Source organism: Xanthomonas sp. WHRI 7065, from assembly GCF_040203115.2.
Lineage (GTDB): Bacteria > Pseudomonadota > Gammaproteobacteria > Xanthomonadales > Xanthomonadaceae > Xanthomonas > Xanthomonas arboricola.
The window spans coordinates 3,614,152-3,633,488 of record NZ_CP168194.1; the positions used below are offsets into that span (position 1 = coordinate 3,614,152).

Annotated in this window: 13 protein-coding genes; 2 read left to right on the plus strand and 11 right to left on the minus strand. The window is 68.5% G+C overall.

All coding sequences use genetic code 11. The annotated features are described in order from the left end of the window. Positions 1-193: 193 nt before the first annotated feature. From ABQY64_RS15185 to pilG, 7 genes are all read right to left on the minus strand, one after another. Complete coding sequence (locus ABQY64_RS15185; protein WP_039526024.1) at positions 194-670, minus strand: chemotaxis protein CheW; 477 nt, start codon at positions 668-670, stop codon at positions 194-196. Positions 671-705: 35 nt separating this feature from the next. Next, positions 706-1,887 carry a chemotaxis protein CheB gene (locus ABQY64_RS15190; protein ID WP_349779930.1) on the minus strand — a complete coding sequence of 394 codons (1,182 nt, stop codon included), beginning with the start codon at positions 1,885-1,887 and terminating at the stop codon, positions 706-708. A 7-nt stretch (positions 1,888-1,894) separates the two neighbouring features. Beyond that, entirely contained in the window at positions 1,895-9,235 is a 7,341-nt protein-coding gene (locus ABQY64_RS15195; protein ID WP_349779882.1) for an Hpt domain-containing protein, read from the minus strand. Between the two features lie 113 nt (positions 9,236-9,348). Further along, positions 9,349-11,385 carry a methyl-accepting chemotaxis protein gene (locus ABQY64_RS15200; protein WP_016904289.1) on the minus strand — a complete coding sequence of 679 codons (2,037 nt, stop codon included), beginning with the start codon at positions 11,383-11,385 and terminating at the stop codon, positions 9,349-9,351. Between the two features lie 39 nt (positions 11,386-11,424). Continuing rightward, positions 11,425-11,955 (minus strand): chemotaxis protein CheW, encoded by a 531-nt coding sequence (locus tag ABQY64_RS15205; RefSeq protein ID WP_003482487.1) that lies wholly within the window; start codon positions 11,953-11,955, stop codon positions 11,425-11,427. After that, on the minus strand, positions 11,955-12,317 hold the full coding sequence (locus tag ABQY64_RS15210) for a response regulator (protein WP_349779883.1): 363 nt from the start codon (positions 12,315-12,317) through the stop codon (positions 11,955-11,957). Before ABQY64_RS15210 ends, ABQY64_RS15205 begins: the two co-directional genes overlap by 1 nt. Before the next feature lie 17 nt (positions 12,318-12,334). Then, positions 12,335-12,736: a twitching motility response regulator PilG gene (gene pilG, locus ABQY64_RS15215; RefSeq protein WP_024711139.1), complete on the minus strand. Its 402-nt coding sequence runs from the start codon at positions 12,734-12,736 to the stop codon at positions 12,335-12,337. 238 nt (positions 12,737-12,974) lie between these two features. Here pilG and gshB point away from each other — a divergent pair, with 238 nt between their 5' ends. Both gshB and ABQY64_RS15225 read left to right on the plus strand, forming a co-directional pair. Next, complete coding sequence (gshB, locus tag ABQY64_RS15220) at positions 12,975-13,925, plus strand: glutathione synthase (protein ID WP_104594556.1); 951 nt, start codon at positions 12,975-12,977, stop codon at positions 13,923-13,925. After that, positions 13,922-14,797, plus strand: coding sequence for an energy transducer TonB (locus ABQY64_RS15225; protein WP_039519592.1), 876 nt, complete (start codon positions 13,922-13,924; stop codon positions 14,795-14,797). The genes gshB and ABQY64_RS15225 overlap by 4 nt, the downstream gene beginning before the upstream one ends. An 84-nt stretch (positions 14,798-14,881) precedes the next feature. Here ABQY64_RS15225 and ABQY64_RS15230 read toward each other — a convergent pair whose 3' ends face one another. The 4 genes from ABQY64_RS15230 to ABQY64_RS15245 form a co-directional block, all read right to left on the minus strand. Next, entirely contained in the window at positions 14,882-15,796 is a 915-nt protein-coding gene (locus tag ABQY64_RS15230) for an ADP-ribosylglycohydrolase family protein (RefSeq protein WP_016904593.1), read from the minus strand. After that, on the minus strand, positions 15,793-16,512 hold the full coding sequence (tsaB, locus tag ABQY64_RS15235) for a tRNA (adenosine(37)-N6)-threonylcarbamoyltransferase complex dimerization subunit type 1 TsaB (protein ID WP_349779884.1): 720 nt from the start codon (positions 16,510-16,512) through the stop codon (positions 15,793-15,795). Before tsaB ends, ABQY64_RS15230 begins: the two co-directional genes overlap by 4 nt. Positions 16,513-16,540: 28 nt before the next feature. Continuing rightward, on the minus strand, positions 16,541-18,547 hold the full coding sequence (locus ABQY64_RS15240; protein WP_039519583.1) for an ATP-dependent DNA helicase: 2,007 nt from the start codon (positions 18,545-18,547) through the stop codon (positions 16,541-16,543). Positions 18,548-18,800: 253 nt separating this feature from the next. Then, complete coding sequence (locus ABQY64_RS15245) at positions 18,801-19,325, minus strand: hypothetical protein (protein ID WP_349779885.1); 525 nt, start codon at positions 19,323-19,325, stop codon at positions 18,801-18,803. Positions 19,326-19,337: the final 12 nt, after the last annotated feature.

A 19,337-nucleotide genomic window follows, 5' to 3' on the forward strand; every position in this document is an offset into this window, starting at 1 on the left:
GGAGCAGGCTGACACATACAGATCACGCCCCCGCAAACGGTTGCCCTACAGCAGCAAGACATCCCAGCCATCTGCGGTGTCGGCATGCACTGCACGCAGCAAGGCGGCACTCGTCCGGGCAGCGCGGCCCCTACCCGACCCTCATCCCGGCACTGCACGCAACCGGGCAGCGTCATCGCCCAGCACTGGCGCTTTAGGCGGCAACCGCCGCAAGCGCCTGCGCAACCTGTGCTTCGATCGCATCCAGGTTCGGCAGCAACGCGCTCTGCTCGCCCAGCAGCACGCGCATGTGCACGCCGTCGGGCAGCGCATCTTCGGAGGCGTCGGCCAGCAGGCCATCGCGCGGCACCGAGATCAGCTGCGGGAACGAGGCGGTGAGCAAGGCGAAATACGGCAGCGCCGGATTGCCGCCCAGCGCCTTGAGCACGATCACCTTGTTGTTGACCGCCGTGGGTTCGTCGCCCATGCCGCTCAAGCGCGCGAACGACAGCAGCGGCACCTTCCAGCCGTACCAGTCGATGCGCCCGACCACCCAGCGCGGCATTTCGGCCATCGGCTCGACCGCCACCCGCGACATCACCTCGGCCACCGTGGCGTTCGGCAGCAGCACGCGCTCCTGGCCGGCCTGGATCAGGACGCCGCGGATTTCGTCATTGTTGGCGTAGCTCATCGCACCTGTTCCGTTCTTGAGAGGAAGCGCCCGGCTTACGCCGGCCAGCGCTGCGCCAACGCCCGCGCCAGCTGCGCAGGGTCGCCGGTCAGAATGCCCTGGCGTGCCAGACGCGCCGCCGCGGCCGGGTCGTAGCAGCCGTCGGCGGATTGACCCGCCAACCAGCCGCCCTGCTCGGCCAGCGCCAGCGCGGCCTCGACCAGCGCCTCGTTGGCGCCGCTGAGCATCAGCACCGCGCTATCGGTCGGCGGCAACGCGGCCACCAGCCCGGCCGGATCGGCCTGCGCGACAAACGCCAGCGCGCCGGCATGTTGCTGCACGCCGATGTCGTCGGACAGCACGTAGACCTTGCCCGCCGCAATCACCTGGCCGGCTTCGCCCAGTTCGACCGGCAATGCCGACACGCGTCCCATCTGCCGCACCAGGTTGCCGTACTGCCCGCCATCCAGGGTCATGCGCACCAGCACGGCGCGCGGAAACGCCGGCGGCAGCGCGGACAGCAGGCGACGGATCGCATCCGGCCCGCCGATACCGGCCAGTACCAGCACCGCACCGGTGGTGTCACCGGCCTGATCCAGCTCCACCAGCGACAGCCCGCCGGTCGACAACGCGTCCATGTTCAATTCGGCACGCGGGCGCACCACCACCGCGACCTCGTCGACCAGGCCCCAGGTACTGGAATCGCCCAGCGTCAGGCCCGGCGTGTCGGCCGCGGCCTCGGACGTGTCCACGCCCCGTGCGAACAAGGCATCGCCGGGCACGCTGTCGAACGCATGCGCGGCTGCCTGCAGATGCTGGTCCAGCTGCAGGTCCGAATGCTGCCGCGGCGCCAGTTCCAGGCCCGGTTCGGGCTGCAGCGACGGCTCGCTCTCGGTGCCTGGCGGCAGTACGTCGGCATGGCCATGCAGCTTGGCGGCCAGATGGCGCACCCAGCGCTGCGCTTCCCAGCCCTCGCGGCGCACGGTCAGTTCGGCCTCGTCGAAGATCACCGTGACGCCGGGCATGTTGAAGGCCGGCTCCAGCGCTTCGAGCGCGTCTTCGATCGACGGCTCCAGCGCGACCAGCACCGCCACCGGCTCGGCATCGCGCAGCATCTGCACATCTACCGCGGAGGGCTCGTCTTCCAGCACCACGTGGGCGCCAGCCAGGCCGAGCGCTTCACGCAGGCGCTCGCGCGCCTGCCCGGGGCGGCCCAGCAGGGCGACCGGAGTTCCCATTGCGCCATTATTCTCGGACACGGGCGATCCCCAGCAGGTCATACACGTTTCGCATCAGATCCAACTCTTGGTAAGGCTTGCCCAGGTAACGCTGCACGCCGATCTCGAAGGCGCGCTGGCGATGCTTCTCGCCGCTGCGCGAGGTGATCATCACGATCGGCACCGCTTTGAAGCGCGGGTCGGCACGCATCGCGGTCGCCAGCTCGTAGCCGTCCATGCGCGGCATTTCGATGTCCAGCAGCATCAGGTCGGGCACGCGCTCCTGCAGCAGTTCCAGTGCCTCGACACCATCGCGTGCGGTGGTGACATCCAGATTGTGGCGTTCCAGCACGCGGCTGGTGACCTTGCGCATGGTCAGCGAATCGTCCACCACCATCACCAACGGCACCTGGCGCTGCGATTCGGCCGGGGTTTCCGGCGCCGGACGCGCCGGCTGGCTGAGATAGCGGCGCACCAGCGGGGCCACGTCCAGAATCACCACCACGCGGCCATCGCCGGTGATGGTGGCGCCGTAGATGCCCGGCACCGAGGCGATCTGCAGGCCCACCGGCTTGACCACGATTTCGCGGTTGCCCAGCACCTGATCGATCGCCACCGCCGCGCGCAGGTCGCCCGCACGCACCAGCAGCAACGGCACCTGCGCCTGACCATCGGCACGCGCGGTGGCCTGGCCGACCAGCGAGCCGAGATCGTGCAGCACGTACTCTTCGCCGGCATAGTGGTAGCCGCCCTCGCCCGATTCGTAGCGGCTGCGCGAGATGCGGCCGATACCGCTGACCGACGCCACCGGCACCGCGAAGGTGGTATCGCCGATGCGCACGAACACCGCCTGGGTGACCGCCAGCGTCTGCGGCAGGCGCAGGGTGAAGGTGACGCCCTGGCCGCGCACCGAGTGGATGTCCACCGAGCCGCCCAGCTGACGCACTTCGTTGCGGACCACGTCCATGCCCACGCCACGGCCGGCCAGCTGGCTGACCTGCTCGGAGGTACTGAAACCGGAGGCGAAGATCAGCCCATCCAGTTCGGCCTCGCTGAGCTCCTGGCCGGGTTCGATCAGGCCGCGCTGCTCGCCGCGGCGACGGATCGCCTCGCGGTCCAGCCCGGCGCCGTCGTCGGCCACTTCCAGCACGATTTCCGAACCTTCACGGCGCAGACGGATCGCGATGCTGCCCTCTTCCGGCTTGCCCGCGTCCCGCCGTTGCTCCGGCGCTTCCAGACCATGTGCCACCGAGTTGCGCAGCATGTGTTCCAGCGGCGCGACCATGCGATCGAGCACGTTGCGATCGAGTTCGCCCTGGGTACCTTCCAGCAGCAGATGCACCTGCTTGCCGGTGTCGCTGGCGGCCTGGCGGACCACACGGCGCAGACGCGGCACCAGGCCGTCGAACGGCACCATGCGCGCACGCATCAGGCCGTCCTGCAGCTCGGAGCTGACGCGCGACTGCTGTTGCAGCAGGCCGTCGTACTGACGCGAGAGATCTTCCAGCACGCCCTGCAGACCGCCCAAGTCGGCGGCCGATTCGTTCAGCGCGCGGCTGAGCTGCTGCAGGGTGGAGAAGCGGTCCAGTTCCAGCGGATCGAAGGTGCGATCGCCCTGGTCCTGCTCGCGCTGATAACGCGCCACGATCTGCGCTTCGGTTTCCAGATCCAGACGACGCAGCTGGTCGCGCAGACGGGCGTTGGTGCGATCCAGTTCGCCCATGGCGCCGCGGAAGGCGCCCATCTGCTGTTCCAGCCGCGAGCGATAGATCGCCACTTCGCCGGCGTGGTTGACCAGGCGGTCGAGCAGGTCGGCACGCACGCGCACCTGTTCCTGCTGCGTGCGCGGCATCAGTTCTTCCTCGACCTGGCCGTCGACCGGGATGGGCGCCGACAGCGGTGCCGGTTCCACCGACGCCTTGGCGATCGCACGCACATCGGCGTCGCTGGGCTCTGCGGCATTGCGGCCACGGGTGCGGGTTTCGAAGGCTTCCACCAGGTCGGTCGGCATCGCCACGGCGCGGTGCATGCCGGTGCGGGTCAGCAACTGATGCAGGCGGTCGAAGCCGCGCTCGAACAGGCGCACATCGTCGCGGTCGATGTCGGTCCGGTTGGCCGCCACCGCTTCAAGCAGCGATTCGATCGCATGGCCGAGGTCGCCGATGGCGTTGATGCCGGCCATGCGCGCGCCGCCCTTGAGCGTGTGCAGGTCGCGCTGCAGTCCGTTGAGGACCTCACGGTCTTCCGGCACCTCGCGCATGCGGGCGATCAGACCATCGCAATGGTCGAGCAGGTCACGGCCTTCCTCGACAAAGATGTCGACCAGTTCGCCATCGAGCTGGTCGAAGTTGAGCGGGCCGGTATCGAAGGCTGCGCCCACGTCACTGGCGGCGCTATCGCCCGCTGCGGCGTCTTCCACCGGCGCACTGAAGGCCACGGCTGCGGCGTCTTCGTGTTCGCTTGCGGAGTCGGTGGGTTTGGCTTGCTCGGCTTGCTCTGTGTGTTCGGTGTGTTCGGCTTGCTCGGTGTGTTCGGCTTGCTCGGCGTGTTCGACTTGCTCGGGATACTCGACAGCATCCGTTGCGTTCGCAGCCTCGAGCGTCACGTCTGCGTCTGCGTCTGCGTCTGCGCCTGCGCCTGCGTCTGGATGCTGCGCGTTGACCTCGGCATCGGCATGGGTGTCCGCCTCGGCGTCAGCAACGACGTCCGAATGCAGCTCCGGCGCAATTTCCGACTGCGGATCGCCGGTCTCTTCGACCTGATCGGCCACCTGCGCCATCTCGAAGGCTTGCACCGACTCGATGGTGTGTTCGGGTAGCGCTTCCGCAGCCTGTTGTACGTCTGCAGCGTTGTCTGCGTCTGCGGCCTGTTCCGCCGCTGCAGACTGTTCTGTCTCTGTAGCCTGCCCTGCTTCAGCCTGCCCTGCTTCGGCCTGCTCTGCTGCTGGAGTCTGCTCTGCTTCTGCAGCGCGCTCGGCTTCCGCAACGTGCTCAACTTCGTCGGCATGCGCGTGCGCGCCCAGATGTTCCTGGTCGCCCGACTCGACATGCGATTCCGATTGCGCAGCCTCGTCCGCATGCGCAGGTTCCTGTAGGTGCACCTGCTCGCCCGACAGCGCATGTTCTTCGGAAGACGGATGCTGGCCCAACTGCGCGGTGTCTTGCACCTGCAACTGGTCGCCAAGCTGCGCGTCGGCATCCTGCGGCAGCCCGGCATCGCCGTGCTGCGCTGCCTCCTCGGCAGGCGGCTGCGCGTGCGCACCGATAGCCTCGTCGTGCGGGGTGGACACGTGGTCACCTTGCTCGGTCGACTCGCCGTCCAGCGCCGCGCTGTCCTGCGTCCAGTCTTCGCTGGTCGCCGCTTGCGTGTGGTCGGCCAGCGGGGCCTGCGCATGCACCGCTTCCAATGCCTCGATGGTCTCGACAGGCGCTTCGTCCGCGGACGCCGCGTCATCGCTCAATGCCGCGTCGGCATCCTGCGCGCTTGCGTGGCCCTCGCGCTGCTCGAGCTGCTCGTGCTCGGCAGCGTACTCGCCCGGCGACTGCTGCTCGGCGTCTGCACGCTCGGCAGCAATCTCCCCGGCTTCGGGTGCGGAGAGCGTCTGCGCATCGCCCAACGCGGCTTCCGCGTCGGACAACTCGTCTACTGCCACGTGCTCGCCAGCTTCCGGCACGTCACCTGCTTGCGCATGCGACGCCGCATCGACACGGCCGGCCTGCTGCAATCCGGTCGCATCCCAGGCGTCGGCGTCGACCACCGGCTCATCGGCCGGCGTGTCGTGCACATCGAGGCCAGGCGACTCGGCTTCGGCTTCGTCTGCATGCTGGTGCCGATGCTGGTGCTGGACAGCATCGCCACGCGACGCATCGGCGACCGGCTCCACTCCAGCATCGGATGCGACTGCATCCCCGGCCGGGGCCTGCGCAGTCTCGACCGAATCAGCAACCCGCTCCTGCTCCGGCGCAGCAAGGTCTGCCGTCTGCGCCTGTTCGTGCGGTGCCGGTGCGTCCAGCGCAAGCGACGAGGTGTCTTCAGCCTCGGCCTCGGCCAGCTCGTCCACCGCGATCGCTGCGTCGGCATCGGCGTGCGCATCGGCATCCGCTGCGTCATCGGCGGCATGCACGGGCGCGCTGTGATCGCTCGTATCCGACGGCAGCGCGCTGGCGTCCAGGTACTGCGACAGATCCTGCGCATCGGTCAGCTCGACCGCCGACTCGCTGCTGACCGCCATCTCGCCCGGCGCATCCAGATCTTCCAGTTCGTCCAGGAACGCCTGCGGTGGCCACTGCGCTTCCGGCAGCGTCTCCACCAGCGCGCGCAGGCGCTCGCTTAACGGCGCAAACGACGGAATCAACGGCGCATCGGCGCGCAAGGCGGTCACGGTGGTCGCGATTGCCGACGCCGTCGCGGCAATGGCGTCGATGCCCTCATGCGAGGGGAGCAGCGACGCGGCAAGCAGACGCTTGACGTAGCTCTCGGCCGGCGTGGTCACCAGCGTGATTTCCGGCACGTCGGTCATCGCAAACGCGCCACTCATGGTGTGCACCGCGCGCAGCAATTCTTCGCTCGCCAACTGCGGCTCGGCCTGGTTGGCCTGCAGCCATGCGTTGACGGTTTCCAGGTGGGTGGCGACTTCGGCTTCCAGGATCTCGCGCAGCACGCTGTCCACCGACGCCGGTGTGCCACCGGTCGCCGCGAACACGCCTGCCGCTGCCGGAATGAAGGCGACATCCGCAGCCACCGGCGTCGCCGGCGCGGCCACGTAATAGACTTCTTCGCCCGCGGCCACACGCTCGGCAACTGCCTGGATGTCCGGCAGATCGGCGCTGATGCGGCCCTGGTCGCGCAATGCGGCGTTGAACTGCGGCAGCACCTTGTAGGCCAGTTCGACCATCGCCACCACCGCCGGGCTGGCCGGCCGCGAGTTGTCGAGCACGCGGTTGAGCATGCTTTCGATCTTCCAGCTGAACTCGCCGAGCACCTGCGCGCCAACCAGACGACCGCTGCCCTTCAAGGTGTGGAAGACGCGGCGGATCGGGCGCAGGTTGTCCTGGCTGTGTGGCGCGGCACGCCAGACCGGCAGCAGTTGGCCAAGATTGACCAGCTCTTCGTCGAATTCCTCCAGGAACACGTCGCGGATATCGTCGTCGATATCGCTGTCGCCAAAGCCGCCGAAGATGCCGGCGTCGGCACCGGCCTGGGCCGGCTCGCTCACTGCCGGCTCGGGCGCTGCCTTCGCAGTCTGACTGTCGGCATCGGTGGTCTGTTGTACCTGCGGACGCTGCACATCGAACTGCGCGGCGGCCACGTCGAGCTGGGCCAAAAACGCCGTCGATGCGGCGTCCAGTTCGAACTCGCTGACCACGCCCTGCTGCACGCGCGGTGCGCTCTGCTCGGCGGCGTCGTCAGCCGGGGCTGGCTGCGGTTCGGGCGCGGATTCGACGAACGGGTCGTCCAGCTCTTGCGGCGCCATGGGCGGCAGCGGCGGCGGCGAGAACGCATCCTCGATGCTGGTCTGCGCGCGGCCGGTCTGGGCCTGCGCGATGAAGTCCAGCGGTGCCTCGGTCTGGTCGGCATCGCCGGGCAACTCGATCTGCTCGATCTGCAGCGGCGTCGGTTCGGCAACCGCCGGCGTGGCGCTGTCGTCCTGCTCCAGCCCACTCAGATCCACGGTGTAGCTGACCTGCGCGGCATCGGCCGACACGCTGCCGTCCTGCTCGGCCAACACCGGGTCGAACACCGAGGTGGCGATCGGTGCGGCGTGTTCGGTGGTTTCCAGCTGCCAGTCGCCGGGCGCCTGCGCGCCATCGTCGGACAGGTCCAGCGGCGCAACCGTAAACGGCACGTGCGCCTGGCCGGAGACGGTTTCTTCGGCGGCGACCGGGTCGAACGAGAACACCGTATCGGTGGCGGCAGCGCCGGTGTCGTGCACCACGCTGGCGGCAAACGGCGCCTCGACCACGGTTTCGTTGGCCCATTCCAGCGACGGCGTCGGCGCAGCGTCATTGGCCGCCAGCGCCGGGGCAGCGGCCTGCTGAGCGAGCGATGCGGCAAGCGGCTCGGCCACGCTGCCCGGCTGGTCGGCACCGACCGGCAGGTCGGAGGGCTGGCCCGAGGGCAGCGGCCAGTAGCGCAGCGTTTCCAGGCTGTTGCGGGTGATGTCCAGGATCTCCTCGCGGCCGGGACGGCGCTCGCGCAGGGCTTCCAGGTAGTACTCCAGGCTGGCCATCGCATCGGCCAGCGTGTCCAGCTGGCGCCCGCTGGGCACGCGCTGCTTGCCGATCAGTTCCAGATCGACATAGCGGCGCACGCCTTCCAGATAATCGGCGGCCTGCGGCAGCTCGAGGATGCGCAGCGCACCGCCGACTTCGCCGAGCAGATGCGGCACGTCGGTCAGGCGGGCGTGGTCCCAGTTGGTCTCGATGAAGGCGACGAAATGCTCGCGCGCCGCACCGAAATTGGCGATCGCTTCCTGTGCCAGCACGTCCACCGTGCGCCGCACTTCCGACGACGTGGCGCTGTTGCTGGCTTCATTGCCGTCGCCGACATCGGCACCCAGGCTGGCGACCTGGTCATCCAGCGAGGCATCGACATACAGCAGCGCGCCGGCGATATCCAGCAGCACGCCTTCGTCCATCTGCACCTGGCCGTCGACCACGCGCGCCAGCGCATCGCGCTGCTGCACGACCACATTGCGCGCCACGCCCAGGCCCATCATGCCGAGGGTGTCGGCAACGCTGCCGAGATCCTTGACCTGGGTCTGCAGGTCGGCGATCTCGCCGCCGGTACGCAGGTGCAGGTCCAGCGCGTCCTTGACGCGCAGCAATTCTTCCTTGACCGCATTGCCGACGGTGTCGAGCAACTCGCGATTGCGCCCGCTCAGGCTGCCACGGGCATGATCCAGTTCGGCCTCGGTGGCGACACCGGCCTGCGGATCGAACGCGAACAGCACGCTTTCGCTCAGACCGGGTTGACCACGCGTGGCACGGATTTCGTTGAGCAGCGGCAGCAGCACGATCGGGATGTCGCGGTGACCGTTTTGCAGGCGCTCCAGGTAGTCGGGCAGCAGCACGGTGCCGCGCATCAGCATGGCGCAGGCTTCGTCGCGGTCGGCCACCTCGCCCACCTGCACCGCCTGGGCCAGCAGCTCGAGTTCTTCGGCCACCATCGCCGGGGCGTACAGCTCCACCATGCGCAAGGTGCCCTGCACCTGGTGCAGATAGCCGGCGCAGAAGCGCATCCGACTGGTGTCGGACGGTTCTTCGGCAAAATACTCGATCTCGTTGCGCGCCTGGCGCAACGTCTCGTCCAGCTCCGGCTTGACCCAGCCCAGCGCGGCGTGACTCATCGCATCGCGAAGCGCACTCATTGCAGCCCCCTGCCTACGGCCGGGGTACCGCCGAGGCGGCCACCGGTCTGTTCCTGCATCGACGTAACGCTACTACGCGCCATCTGCTGATCCTTTCCCGTTCCGCGTCGTGCTCACGCCGGCAGCTTGAAGTCGGCGACCGAACGGCGCAGATCGGCAGCGAGCTGAGCCAGGTTGCCGATCGACTCGGCCGTCTGCTCCGCACCCTGCGATGTCTGGCTGGTGATCTGACGGATCACGCCCATGGTCTGTGTGATATCCGTCGCTGCGGCCGACTGCTGGTGCGCGGCGATGGAGATGTTCTTGATCAGGTTGTTTAAGGCGTTGGACACGCGCTCGATTTCGGTCAGCGCGGTGCCGGCGTCTTCGGCCAGGCGTGCACCGGACACCACTTCGGAGGTGGTCTGCTCCATCGAGCTGACCGCCTCGTTGGTATCGGCCTGAATGGTCTGCACCAGGCCTTCGATCCGCCGGGTCGCGCCGGAGGTACGTTCGGCCAGGCGCTGCACTTCGTCGGCCACCACCGCGAAACCGCGACCGGCCTCGCCCGCCGAGGCGGCCTGCACCGCGGCGTTGAGCGCCAGGATGTTGGTCTGCTCGGAAATGTCGTTGATCAGTTCCACGATCGAGCCGATCTCCTGCGAGGATTCGCCCAGGCGCTTGATGCGCTTGGAGGTTTCCTGGATCTGGTCGCGGATCTGGTCCATGCCCTGGATGGTCTCGCGCACCACGCCGGCACCTTCGGCGGCGATCACCACCGAGCGCTGCGCCACTTCGGCCGACTCGGTGGAGTTGCGCGACACCTGTTCGATGCTGGCGGCGATTTCGCTGATGCGCTCGGAGGCGGTGGTGATCTGGTTGGCCTGCTGGCCGGCGGCGTCGGCCAGCTGCATCGCGGTGGCCTGGGTCTCCTGGGTCGACACGGCGACCTTGGCCGAGGTGTCGTTGATCGTGGTCACCAGGTGGCGCAGCTCGTCCACGGCGTAGTTGATGGCGTCTGCAATCGCGCCGGTCATGTCCTCGGTCACCGAGGCCTTGACGGTCAGGTCGCCCTCACCGAGCGAGCTGATTTCGTCCAGCAAGCGCATGATCGCCTGCTGGTTGCGGCTGTTGAATTCCACCTGCGCCTGGTAACGCACGTCCTGCTCGCGCGAGCGTACCCGCACCGAGCTCCAGACAAAGCCAATGATCGCCAGCAGCGCCAGCAGGCCGGACACCACGCCCAGCCAGAAGTTCGGAAACAGGCGCGTGTCGCGCACCGAGCCAAACGCCGAGAACGCATCGAACAGCTTCTTGCTGTCGTCCAGCATCTTGTTCGAGCCGGCGGTCAGCGCCGCGGCCGAGGACTGCGCGGCAAAAAGGTTGCGCGAGCTGGCCAGGATGGCGTCGACGTCCTTCTTCATCGTCGCCCACTGCGCCTGCGACTGCTCCAGCGCCGACAACGCGGCCGGGTTGCGCACCGCGGCGATGCCCAGTTCGTCGTTGCCTGCGCGCAGGCCTTCGAGCATCTGCGTGAACACCACCGAGTCGCGTGCCAGCGCATCGCCGGAGGCGGCGGCATTGGCGCCACCGGCACGCATTTCGGTCACCCGGCGCGCCATGGTGCCGGCGACCACGACCTGCTGCAGCGTGTTGTAGATCTGCGAGGCGGGCGCGCCGCTGACCGTCATCGCGCGCACCACTTCGTTCAACTGCGCCTGCAGCTGCGGCACGCTGCCGGAGAAGCGTTCGGCGTTGCCTGACAGACCGAGCACCGCCGGTTCGCTGGCGATGACCTGATCGGCATTCTTGCTCAGCGGCACCCAGGTCGCCTTGAGCTGGGCCATCGAGCTGGCGACCGAGCCTTCCTGACCGTAGCGGCCATCCAGTTCGCTGACCGTGCTGTCGATGCGGGCCTTGGTCTCCTTGAACGCGGCAAACGCCTTGGGGTCGCCGGAGACCGCTTCGCGGCCCTGGTTGGCCAGCTGCTGCGACAGCACCTGCAGATCTGCCGCGCCGGTGCCGGCACCGGCCAGGCGACTGCCCTGCCAGGTGGCGACGCCGGTATTGGCGCCGAACACGATCATCGACAACACCAGCAAACCAAGCCAGAAGCTGGTGCTGACGCTGCCGAGCTTGTTGGTCTTGCGGGCGTCCGGGGCGGTACTCATGGTTCGACCTCGATCTGTATGACGTGGCGGGGTCGCGGCTTAGGCCGCGGCCTGCCGGAATTCAGGAGTGCGCGACAGCAACGCCAGGGAGAACACACCCCAGTCCTGCGTCTCGTTGCGGAAGGCACGGTCGATGAAGTGGGCATAGCGGCCTTGCGCCAACTCGCCGGGTTCGACCGCCTGGACCTGCTCGAAGCTGCGCTGGCCGTACAGCTCGTCGATAGTCAGCGCGACGTCGCCGCCGCTCTGGCGCATGATCAGCACGCGCTGGCCTTCCTGCAGCACCGTCCGCCGGCCCTCCAGGAACTGCTTCAAATCGATCACCGGGAACAGGTTGCCGCGCAGGTTGCCCACGCCCAGCAGCCAGGGCTGTGCGCCCGGCACCGGGGTGACCGGCGGCATCGGCACGATTTCCGCAACTTCGCGGAAATCCGAGACCAGCCGCCGGGTACCGACGCGATAACCGACGCCGCGCCAGATGTCAGCCGAGAACTGGCGTTCCGGCAGCGGCGTGGCGTGCGCAAGACTACGGCGCTCGTAGTCTTCGAGAATGTCGAATGGAGAACGCATCAACGCACCAATTGTTTGATGCGGGCGATCAGATCGTCTTCGCGCGGCGGCTTGACGAGGTAGTCGCTGGCACCTTGTCGCAAACCCCAGGCCTTGTCGGTTTCCATGCCCTTGGTGCTGACCAGCAGCACGGGGATGTCCTTGGTGGCCTGGTCGCGCGCCAATGCACGCGTTGCCTGGAAACCGCTCATGCCGGGCAGCACCACGTCCATCAGCACCAGATCGGGCGCCTGGCTGCGAATCAGCGCAAGTCCCTCTTCGGCATTGTCGGTGGCGACGACCGTATGGCCTGCTTTTTCCAGCCATTGACTGAAGACTGCCCTGTCGGTGGGCGAGTCCTCGATCAATATAATTCGAGCCATGTTGCCTTTCCCCCTGGTCAGGCGTGGACGTACGTGCGAATCGCGCTCAGTAGTTCTTCACGTGTGAACGGCTTGGTCAGATATTGCTCGGAGCCGACGATGCGGCCGCGTGCCTTGTCGAACAGGCCGTCCTTGGACGACAACATGATCACCGGCGTCGACTTGAAGAGCTGGTTGCCCTTGATCAACGCGCACGTCTGGTACCCATCCAGGCGCGGCATCATGATGTCGACAAAAATGATCTGAGGTTGCTGGTCGGCAATCTTGGCCAGTGCCTCGAAACCATCGGTTGCTGTCACTACTTCACAGCCTTCCCGCTTCAGCAGCGTTTCGGCGGTGCGGCGAATGGTCTTCGAATCATCGATCACCATCACCTTCAGTCCTGCGAGTTCCCCACCCGCAGCAATGTTTTCAGTCATGCAAATATCCCCGGACGCGCGACGCTTCTTCCCTGCCGGCGTCGCTACGAAACTGCATGTATATCCCAAGACCCGCATTGACTGTCAAGGGTACGTTGCCGGGGGCCCGCCAGGCGGACGTTCCGACCGTGTGCAGCTGCGGGCCGAGCGGCAAGTCGCGCATTCACGACCGGCCGGGCGCGCCATCGCCACCGCTTGAAGTTACCATCGGCAGCCTGTTCTAAAGGTTTAGCTCCCCATGTCGCTCGACGTCGTTGTGGTGATGGATCCCATCGCCTCCATCAAGATCGCCAAAGACACCACCTTCGCCATGTTGCTGGAAGCGCAGCGGCGTGGTCACCGCCTGCAGTATGTGCGTCCCGGCGGACTCAGCCTGCGTGAGGGTCGCGCGGTGGCACAGGTCGCACCCTTGAGCGTGCGCGAGGACAAGGCCGGCTGGTTCACCCTGGGCGAGTTCGCCGAACTGGAATTCGGCCCCGGCCAGCTGGTGCTGATGCGCAAGGACCCGCCGGTGGATGCGGAGTTCGTCTACGACACCCAGGTCCTGAGCGTGGCCCAGCGCGCCGGCGCGCAGGTGGTCAACGACCCGCAGGGCCTGCGCGACTACAACGAGAAACTGGCCGCATTGCTGTTTCCGCAGTGCTGCCCGCCGACCCTGGTCAGCCGCGACTCCGCCGCGCTCAAAGCGTTCGTGCTCGAACATGGCCAGGCCGTGCTCAAGCCGCTGGACGGCATGGGCGGGCGTTCGATCTTCCGCAGCGGCACCGGCGACCCCAACCTCAACGTGATCCTGGAAACGCTGACCGACGGCAATCGCAAGCTGACCCTGGCGCAGCGCTTCATCCCCGACATCACTGCCGGCGACAAGCGCATCCTGCTGGTCGATGGCGAGCCGGTGGACTACTGCCTGGCACGGATTCCGCAGGGCGACGAATTCCGCGGCAACCTGGCCGCCGGCGGACGTGGCGAAGGCCGGCCGCTGTCCGAGCGCGACCGCTGGATCGCCGCGCAGGTGGGCCCGGAAATGCGCCGCCGCGGCATGCGTTTCGTCGGCCTGGACGTGATCGGCGATTACCTGACCGAGGTCAACGTCACCAGCCCCACCTGCGTGCGCGAGCTGGATGCGCAGTTCGGCCTGAACATCGCCGGGCTGCTGTTCGACGCCATCGAGGCCGGCGCGGCGCAATGAGCGCGGCCGCGGCACTGCCGGCTCCCATGGACGAGCGCCGCCGGCTGACCGCGACGCTGGTGATCTCGCTGCTGCTGCACGGCGTGCTGATCCTGGGCGTGGGGTTTGCGGTCAGCGAGGACGCACCGCTGGTGCCGACGCTGGATGTGATCTTCAGCCAGACCAGCACCCCGCTGACGCCCAGGCAGGCCGATTTCCTGGCCCAGGCCAACCAGCAGGGCGGCGGCAATCACGCCACCGCGCAACGCCCGCGCGACAGCCAGCCCGGGGTGGTGCCACAGGACCGCAGCGGGCTGGCACCGCAGGCGCAGCGTGCGACCACGCTGCAGGCGCCGGAACCGACCCAGACCCGCGTGGTGGCCAGCCGCCGCGGCGAGCAGGCCGTGCCCACGCCGCAACCGAATCCGCAGACCGACCTGCTCTCGCCCACCGATGCGCAACGCGTGCAGCGCGACGCGGAAATGGCCCGGCTCGCCGCCGAGGTGCATCTGCGCTCGGAGCAATATGCCAAGCGCCCCAATCGCAAGTTCGTCTCGGCTAGTACCCGCGAATACGCCTACGCCAACTACCTGCGTGCCTGGGTGGACCGCGCCGAGCGCGTCGGCAATCTCAATTACCCGGACGAGGCGCGCCGGCGCCGACTCGGCGGCAAGGTGGTGATCAGCGTGGGCGTGCGCCGCGACGGCAGCGTGGAAAGCAGCCGCGTGCTGGTCTCCAGCGGCACCCCGGCGCTGGATGCGGCAGCGCTGCGGGTGGTGCAGCTGGCGCAGCCGTTCCCGCCACTGCCCAGGACCAAGGACGACGTGGATATCCTGCAGGTCACGCGCACCTGGCTGTTCCTGCCCGGCGGCGAGCTGCACGACGATCGTTGAGCCGTCGCGCGTCCCGACAGGGACGCGTCTTTCTGCGGCATGCCTTCCCGGCGGACTGCGTTGGCCAGTGCGTTGCGCGCGGCGTTATGCGGCCTGCGCGGCTGCGTACAGCCGGTCGGCCAGCTCGACGATCGCGTCCGCATCCTGCACGCGCGCGCGCCAGGCGGCGGGAATCCCGTCGATGCCATGGAATGCACCGGCCAGCTGACCGCAGATGGCCGCGGTGGTGTCGGCATCGTCGCCCAGGTTGGCCGCACGCAGCACCGCATCGGCGAACGTGTCGGTGGTGGCGAAGCACCAGAGTGCCGCCGACAGCGCATCGACCACATAGCCGGTGCCGCGGATCCGGGCGGCGGGAACTGCCGCATGGTCGCGCACCGACAACGCACGCAGCGCCGGTGTCGACAGCCCTTCGCAGCGGGTCTGCAACACCTGCTGGCGCTGGCCACCGAGCAATGCGGCACGCAACTGGAAGGCGAACAGCCGGCAGGCATCCAGCGCTTCGTCGGCAGCATGCGTGGTGCGCGAGCTGTCGGCGGCGCGCTCGCCCAGCTCGTCGGGGCGGTGCGCGTAGTACATCGCCACCGGCGCCAGCCGCATCAGCGAGCCATTGCCGGCCGAGCGTGGATCGGTGCTGCCGCTGAAGGCCGGGCCGCCATCCAGATAGCGCTCCAGTGCCTGCCGCACGGTCGCGCCGATGTCGAAGCAGGTGCCGGTGCTGCTGAGATAGCCGTGCTGGTACCAGTTGCAATAGCGGTTCATCTGGTCGGCGGCGTCGAAGCCCTGCCGATACAGCAGGCTGTGCGCCAGGCACAAGGCCATCGAGGTGTCGTCGGTCCACTGCCCGGCGCGCAGCGCGAACGGGCCGCCGCCGCGCATGTCGTCGATCGGCGTGAAGCTGCCCGGCGCGCAGAATTCCAGCGTGGTGCCGAGCGCATCGCCCACCGCCAGGCCCAGCAGGCAGCCGCGGAAACGCGCGCGTTGCAGGTCGTCGGTCATGGCGCGGCGCCGGCGGCCTTGGCTGCGCGTGCAGCCTGCTGCTCGAGCAGGGTCAGCGCCACGTTGTCGCGCAGATAGGCCGGCTCCACCCGCTCCGGCGCCACGCCTTCGCCGCGCAGCAACGCCGGCACGGCCAGCGTCAGCAGGTCGGCGGCATGCGGTAATGCGGCGGCATCGATGCTGCTCAGCCGGGTCGCAAATCGTTGTTGCAGCACTGCCTCGGCAGCGGCGAACCCGCTGCCGACACCGGCAAAGCGCTGCGTCGTGTCCGGCACGACGCATTCCTGCGGTGCGCACACCACTTCCGGCATCAGCTCCCGCAGCGTATCGCCAGCGCTCGCGAAGACGCCGGCATACACCTCGCCCATGCGCGCATCGATGCAGGCCAGCACCTGCGTCGCCTCGGCGGGCGCGCGCAGGGCCAGCACCTGCAGCGTGGACACCGCCAGCACCGGCACGTCCAGGCCCAGCGCGATGCCCTGCGCAATGCCAATCGCCAACCGCACGCCGGTGAAGGCGCCCGGGCCACGACCGACCGCGATCGCGTCGAGCTGGCGGCGCGCGATGCCGGCGTCGGCCAGCAGTTGCTCGGCCCACGGCAGCGCCAGTTCGGCATGGCGACGCGGCGCCAGTTCGAAGCGCTCCAGCACGCGGCCATCCACGTGCAGCGCGACGGAACAGGCTTCGGTGGAGGTCTCGAACGCGAGGACTTTCATGGCAGGACCGCAGGCAGGAAGGGGACGCTCAGGCGTCGCCGAACGGCAACGCGAGCACGCCATTGTCGCCCACCGGCTCGGCGACGCCAAAGAACGCGCGCACGTCGCCGATCTCGCGGGTGCGCGCAAACGGCGGCAGCGACTGCATGAAGGTGCGGCCGTAGCCCTTGTTCACCAGGCGCGGGTCGCACAGCACCAGCACGCCACGATCGGTCTCGCTGCGGATCAGCCGGCCCACGCCCTGCTTGAGCGCGATCACCGCCTGCGGCAACTGCTCGTCGCGGAACGGGTTGCCGCCGTCGCGGCGGATCGCATCCAGGCGCGCTTCGAACACCGGGTCGTCGGGTGCGGCGAACGGCAGCTTGTCGATCACCACCACGCTCAAGGCATCGCCGACCACGTCCACGCCCTCGCGGAAGCTGGCCGACCCCAGCAGCACGCCATTGCCGGAAGTGCGGAAACGCTGCAGCAAGGTGGCACGCGGCGCCTCGCCCTGCACGAACAGCGGCCACGGCGCGCCGCGCAATGCGTCGGCCGCCTCGCGCAGCGCGCGGTGCGAGGCGAACAGCAGAAATGCGCGGCCATTGGACGCGTCCAGCACCGGCATCAGCGCCGCGATCAGCGCCGTGCCGAATCCGCGTGCGGCAGGATCGGGCAGATGCGGCGGCAGGTAGCACAGCGCCTGGCGCGCCCAATCGAAGGGGCTGGGCTGCAGCAAGGTCACCGGATCGCTCAGGCCCAGGCGCTGCGCGATGTGGTCGAACTCGCCGCCCACCGCCAGCGTGGCCGAGGTGAACACCCAGGCCGCATGCGATTTTTCGCGGTGCTCGCGCAGCGGGCCGGACACATCCAGCGGCGTGCGCTGGCAGCGGAACCCGCGCGGGCTGAGCTCGTACCACAGCACATCGTTGTCGACGGTTTCCGGCAGCTCCTGCTCGAAATCCGGCACCGGCGCATCCTCGCCCAGCCACCGCGACAGCCGCGCCAGCGCTTCCTGCGCACGTGCACAGCAGCCATCGAACCCGGGCGAGGCCTCGCGCAACGGCAGCAGGGCCTCGCCCAGCCGCGCCAGCGACGACAACACCGCATCGAAACCCTCGCGCACCTGCGGCTTGGCCAGCGCGCGCCATTGGGTGCCGCGTGACGGCAGGCCCTCCATGCCCGCACGCAGGCCGCGCAAGGCCTCGTCCAGGGCGAGGATCGGCTCCTGCAGGCTGGCCTGCGCACCGGCGACCAGGCGCGCTTCGACCATGCAGTCGCGCGCCAGTTCCTGCCACGGCCGCATGCCGAAGCTCTCGCCGAAGAAGTTCGCCGCCAGCTCCGGCAGCTGATGCGCTTCGTCGATGACGAAGGCCTGCGCGCCGGGCAGGATCTCGCCGAAGCCTTCCTGCTTGAGCGCCAGATCGGCCAGCAGCAGATGGTGGTTGACCACCACCAGATCGGCGGCCTGCGCGCGCTGGCGCGCCTGCACCACAAAACACTCGCTGTAGAACGGGCATTCGGTGCCCAGGCAGTTGTCGACGGTGGAGGTCACCAGCGGCAGCAGCGGCGAGTCGTCCGGCAGGGCTTCCAGCTCGGCCATGTCGCCGAACTGGGTACGCCCGCTCCAGGCCACGATGCGCTGGAACTGCGAGACCTGCTCGGGCGTGGCAAAGCGGGGCTCGCCGCGCGCCTGCTGGGTGCGGTATTTGCACAGATAGTTCGCGCGGCCCTTCAGCAGCGCGCTGCGCAGGCCGATGCCGAGCGCGGCGCGCACGCGCGGCAGGTCGCGATGGAACAACTGGTCCTGCAATGCGCGTGTGCCGGTGGAGACGATGGTCTTCAGCCCCGACAGCAATGCCGGCACCAGGTAGGCGTAGGTCTTGCCGGTGCCGGTGCCGGCTTCGGCCAGCAGCACATCGCGTGCCTCGAACGCCTCGGCAATCGCGCCGGTCAGGCGCAACTGCGCGGCACGCGGCGCGAACGCATCGAGCTGACGCGCAAGCGCCCCGCCCTCGCTGAGCGCCTCGATGCTGGCAGTGGCAAGTTGGGACATGGGACCGGGAGCTGGGGCAGGAAGCGCGACAGCCTAGCGCGTGCGCGCTGACGCTGCCTGGATTGCGCCGGTGGGCCGGTGGCGGCACTGACCGCGCAGCCGGCGTTTACGCACCGAAACAAACCGCCTGCCGCCGCTGGCGGTCGCGCGCGGGAACGAACGGCTCGCGTCGAGCAGGTGCGCGCAACTGACAGGCGGCATCACGCTCGCCGCGCCTGTCCTGCAGCAGGCGCAGCCGGCGGTGTGGCCGTGCTCAGTAGCGCTTCACGCCGGGCACCGTGCACCCGGCAATCTGCGACTTGGCCGAGGCGGCGTTTTCCTTCTCGCCACGCGCCAGCCGCGACTGCTCGATGGTGGCCCAATGTCGGCGGCACAGCGGCCCGGTCTTGGAGCCCAACTCGATGGCCTGTTTGGCGAAACGCTCGGCGGCGGGCCAGTCGGCCTGCAGCACCGCCACTTCGGCGCGCTCCTGCAGGATGGCGGGATCGCCGGAAACCAGGCCCACGGCCTGATCCAGCGACGCCGCCGCGCCGGCCAGGTCGCCGGCCTGGCGCTTGCTCTTGGCGGTCTCGCGCAGGTCGTCCACCTGCGGGTCGCGCAATGGTTGCACCGACAGCTCGGTATCGTCGACGCCGGCCTCGCGTTCGATCAACAGCAGTCGCTGTGTCGGCGTGGTCGCGTCCACCGGGGCCGGCGGTGGCGCGGGTGGCGCGCTGACGCAGGCGGTAAGTGCGGCAGACACGCCAGCGAGGGCAAGCAAACGGTGCAGTCGGTTCATCGGGTCACTCCA

Coding starts and splice junctions, on each gene's coding strand:
- ABQY64_RS15240 (WP_039519583.1), bottom strand. CDS start 18,547: ATGTCCCAACTTGCCACTGCCAGCATCGAGGCGCTCAGCGAGGGCGGG.
- ABQY64_RS15245 (WP_349779885.1), bottom strand. CDS start 19,325: ATGAACCGACTGCACCGTTTGCTTGCCCTCGCTGGCGTGTCTGCCGCA.
- ABQY64_RS15200 (WP_016904289.1), bottom strand. CDS start 11,385: ATGAGTACCGCCCCGGACGCCCGCAAGACCAACAAGCTCGGCAGCGTC.
- ABQY64_RS15205 (WP_003482487.1), bottom strand. CDS start 11,955: ATGCGTTCTCCATTCGACATTCTCGAAGACTACGAGCGCCGTAGTCTT.
- ABQY64_RS15230 (WP_016904593.1), bottom strand. CDS start 15,796: ATGACCGACGACCTGCAACGCGCGCGTTTCCGCGGCTGCCTGCTGGGC.
- ABQY64_RS15195 (WP_349779882.1), bottom strand. CDS start 9,235: ATGAGTGCGCTTCGCGATGCGATGAGTCACGCCGCGCTGGGCTGGGTC.
- pilG (WP_024711139.1), bottom strand. CDS start 12,736: ATGACTGAAAACATTGCTGCGGGTGGGGAACTCGCAGGACTGAAGGTG.
- ABQY64_RS15225 (WP_039519592.1), top strand. CDS start 13,922: ATGAGCGCGGCCGCGGCACTGCCGGCTCCCATGGACGAGCGCCGCCGG.
- ABQY64_RS15190 (WP_349779930.1), bottom strand. CDS start 1,887: ATGGGAACTCCGGTCGCCCTGCTGGGCCGCCCCGGGCAGGCGCGCGAG.
- tsaB (WP_349779884.1), bottom strand. CDS start 16,512: ATGAAAGTCCTCGCGTTCGAGACCTCCACCGAAGCCTGTTCCGTCGCG.
- gshB (WP_104594556.1), top strand. CDS start 12,975: ATGTCGCTCGACGTCGTTGTGGTGATGGATCCCATCGCCTCCATCAAG.
- ABQY64_RS15185 (WP_039526024.1), bottom strand. CDS start 670: ATGAGCTACGCCAACAATGACGAAATCCGCGGCGTCCTGATCCAGGCC.
- ABQY64_RS15210 (WP_349779883.1), bottom strand. CDS start 12,317: ATGGCTCGAATTATATTGATCGAGGACTCGCCCACCGACAGGGCAGTC.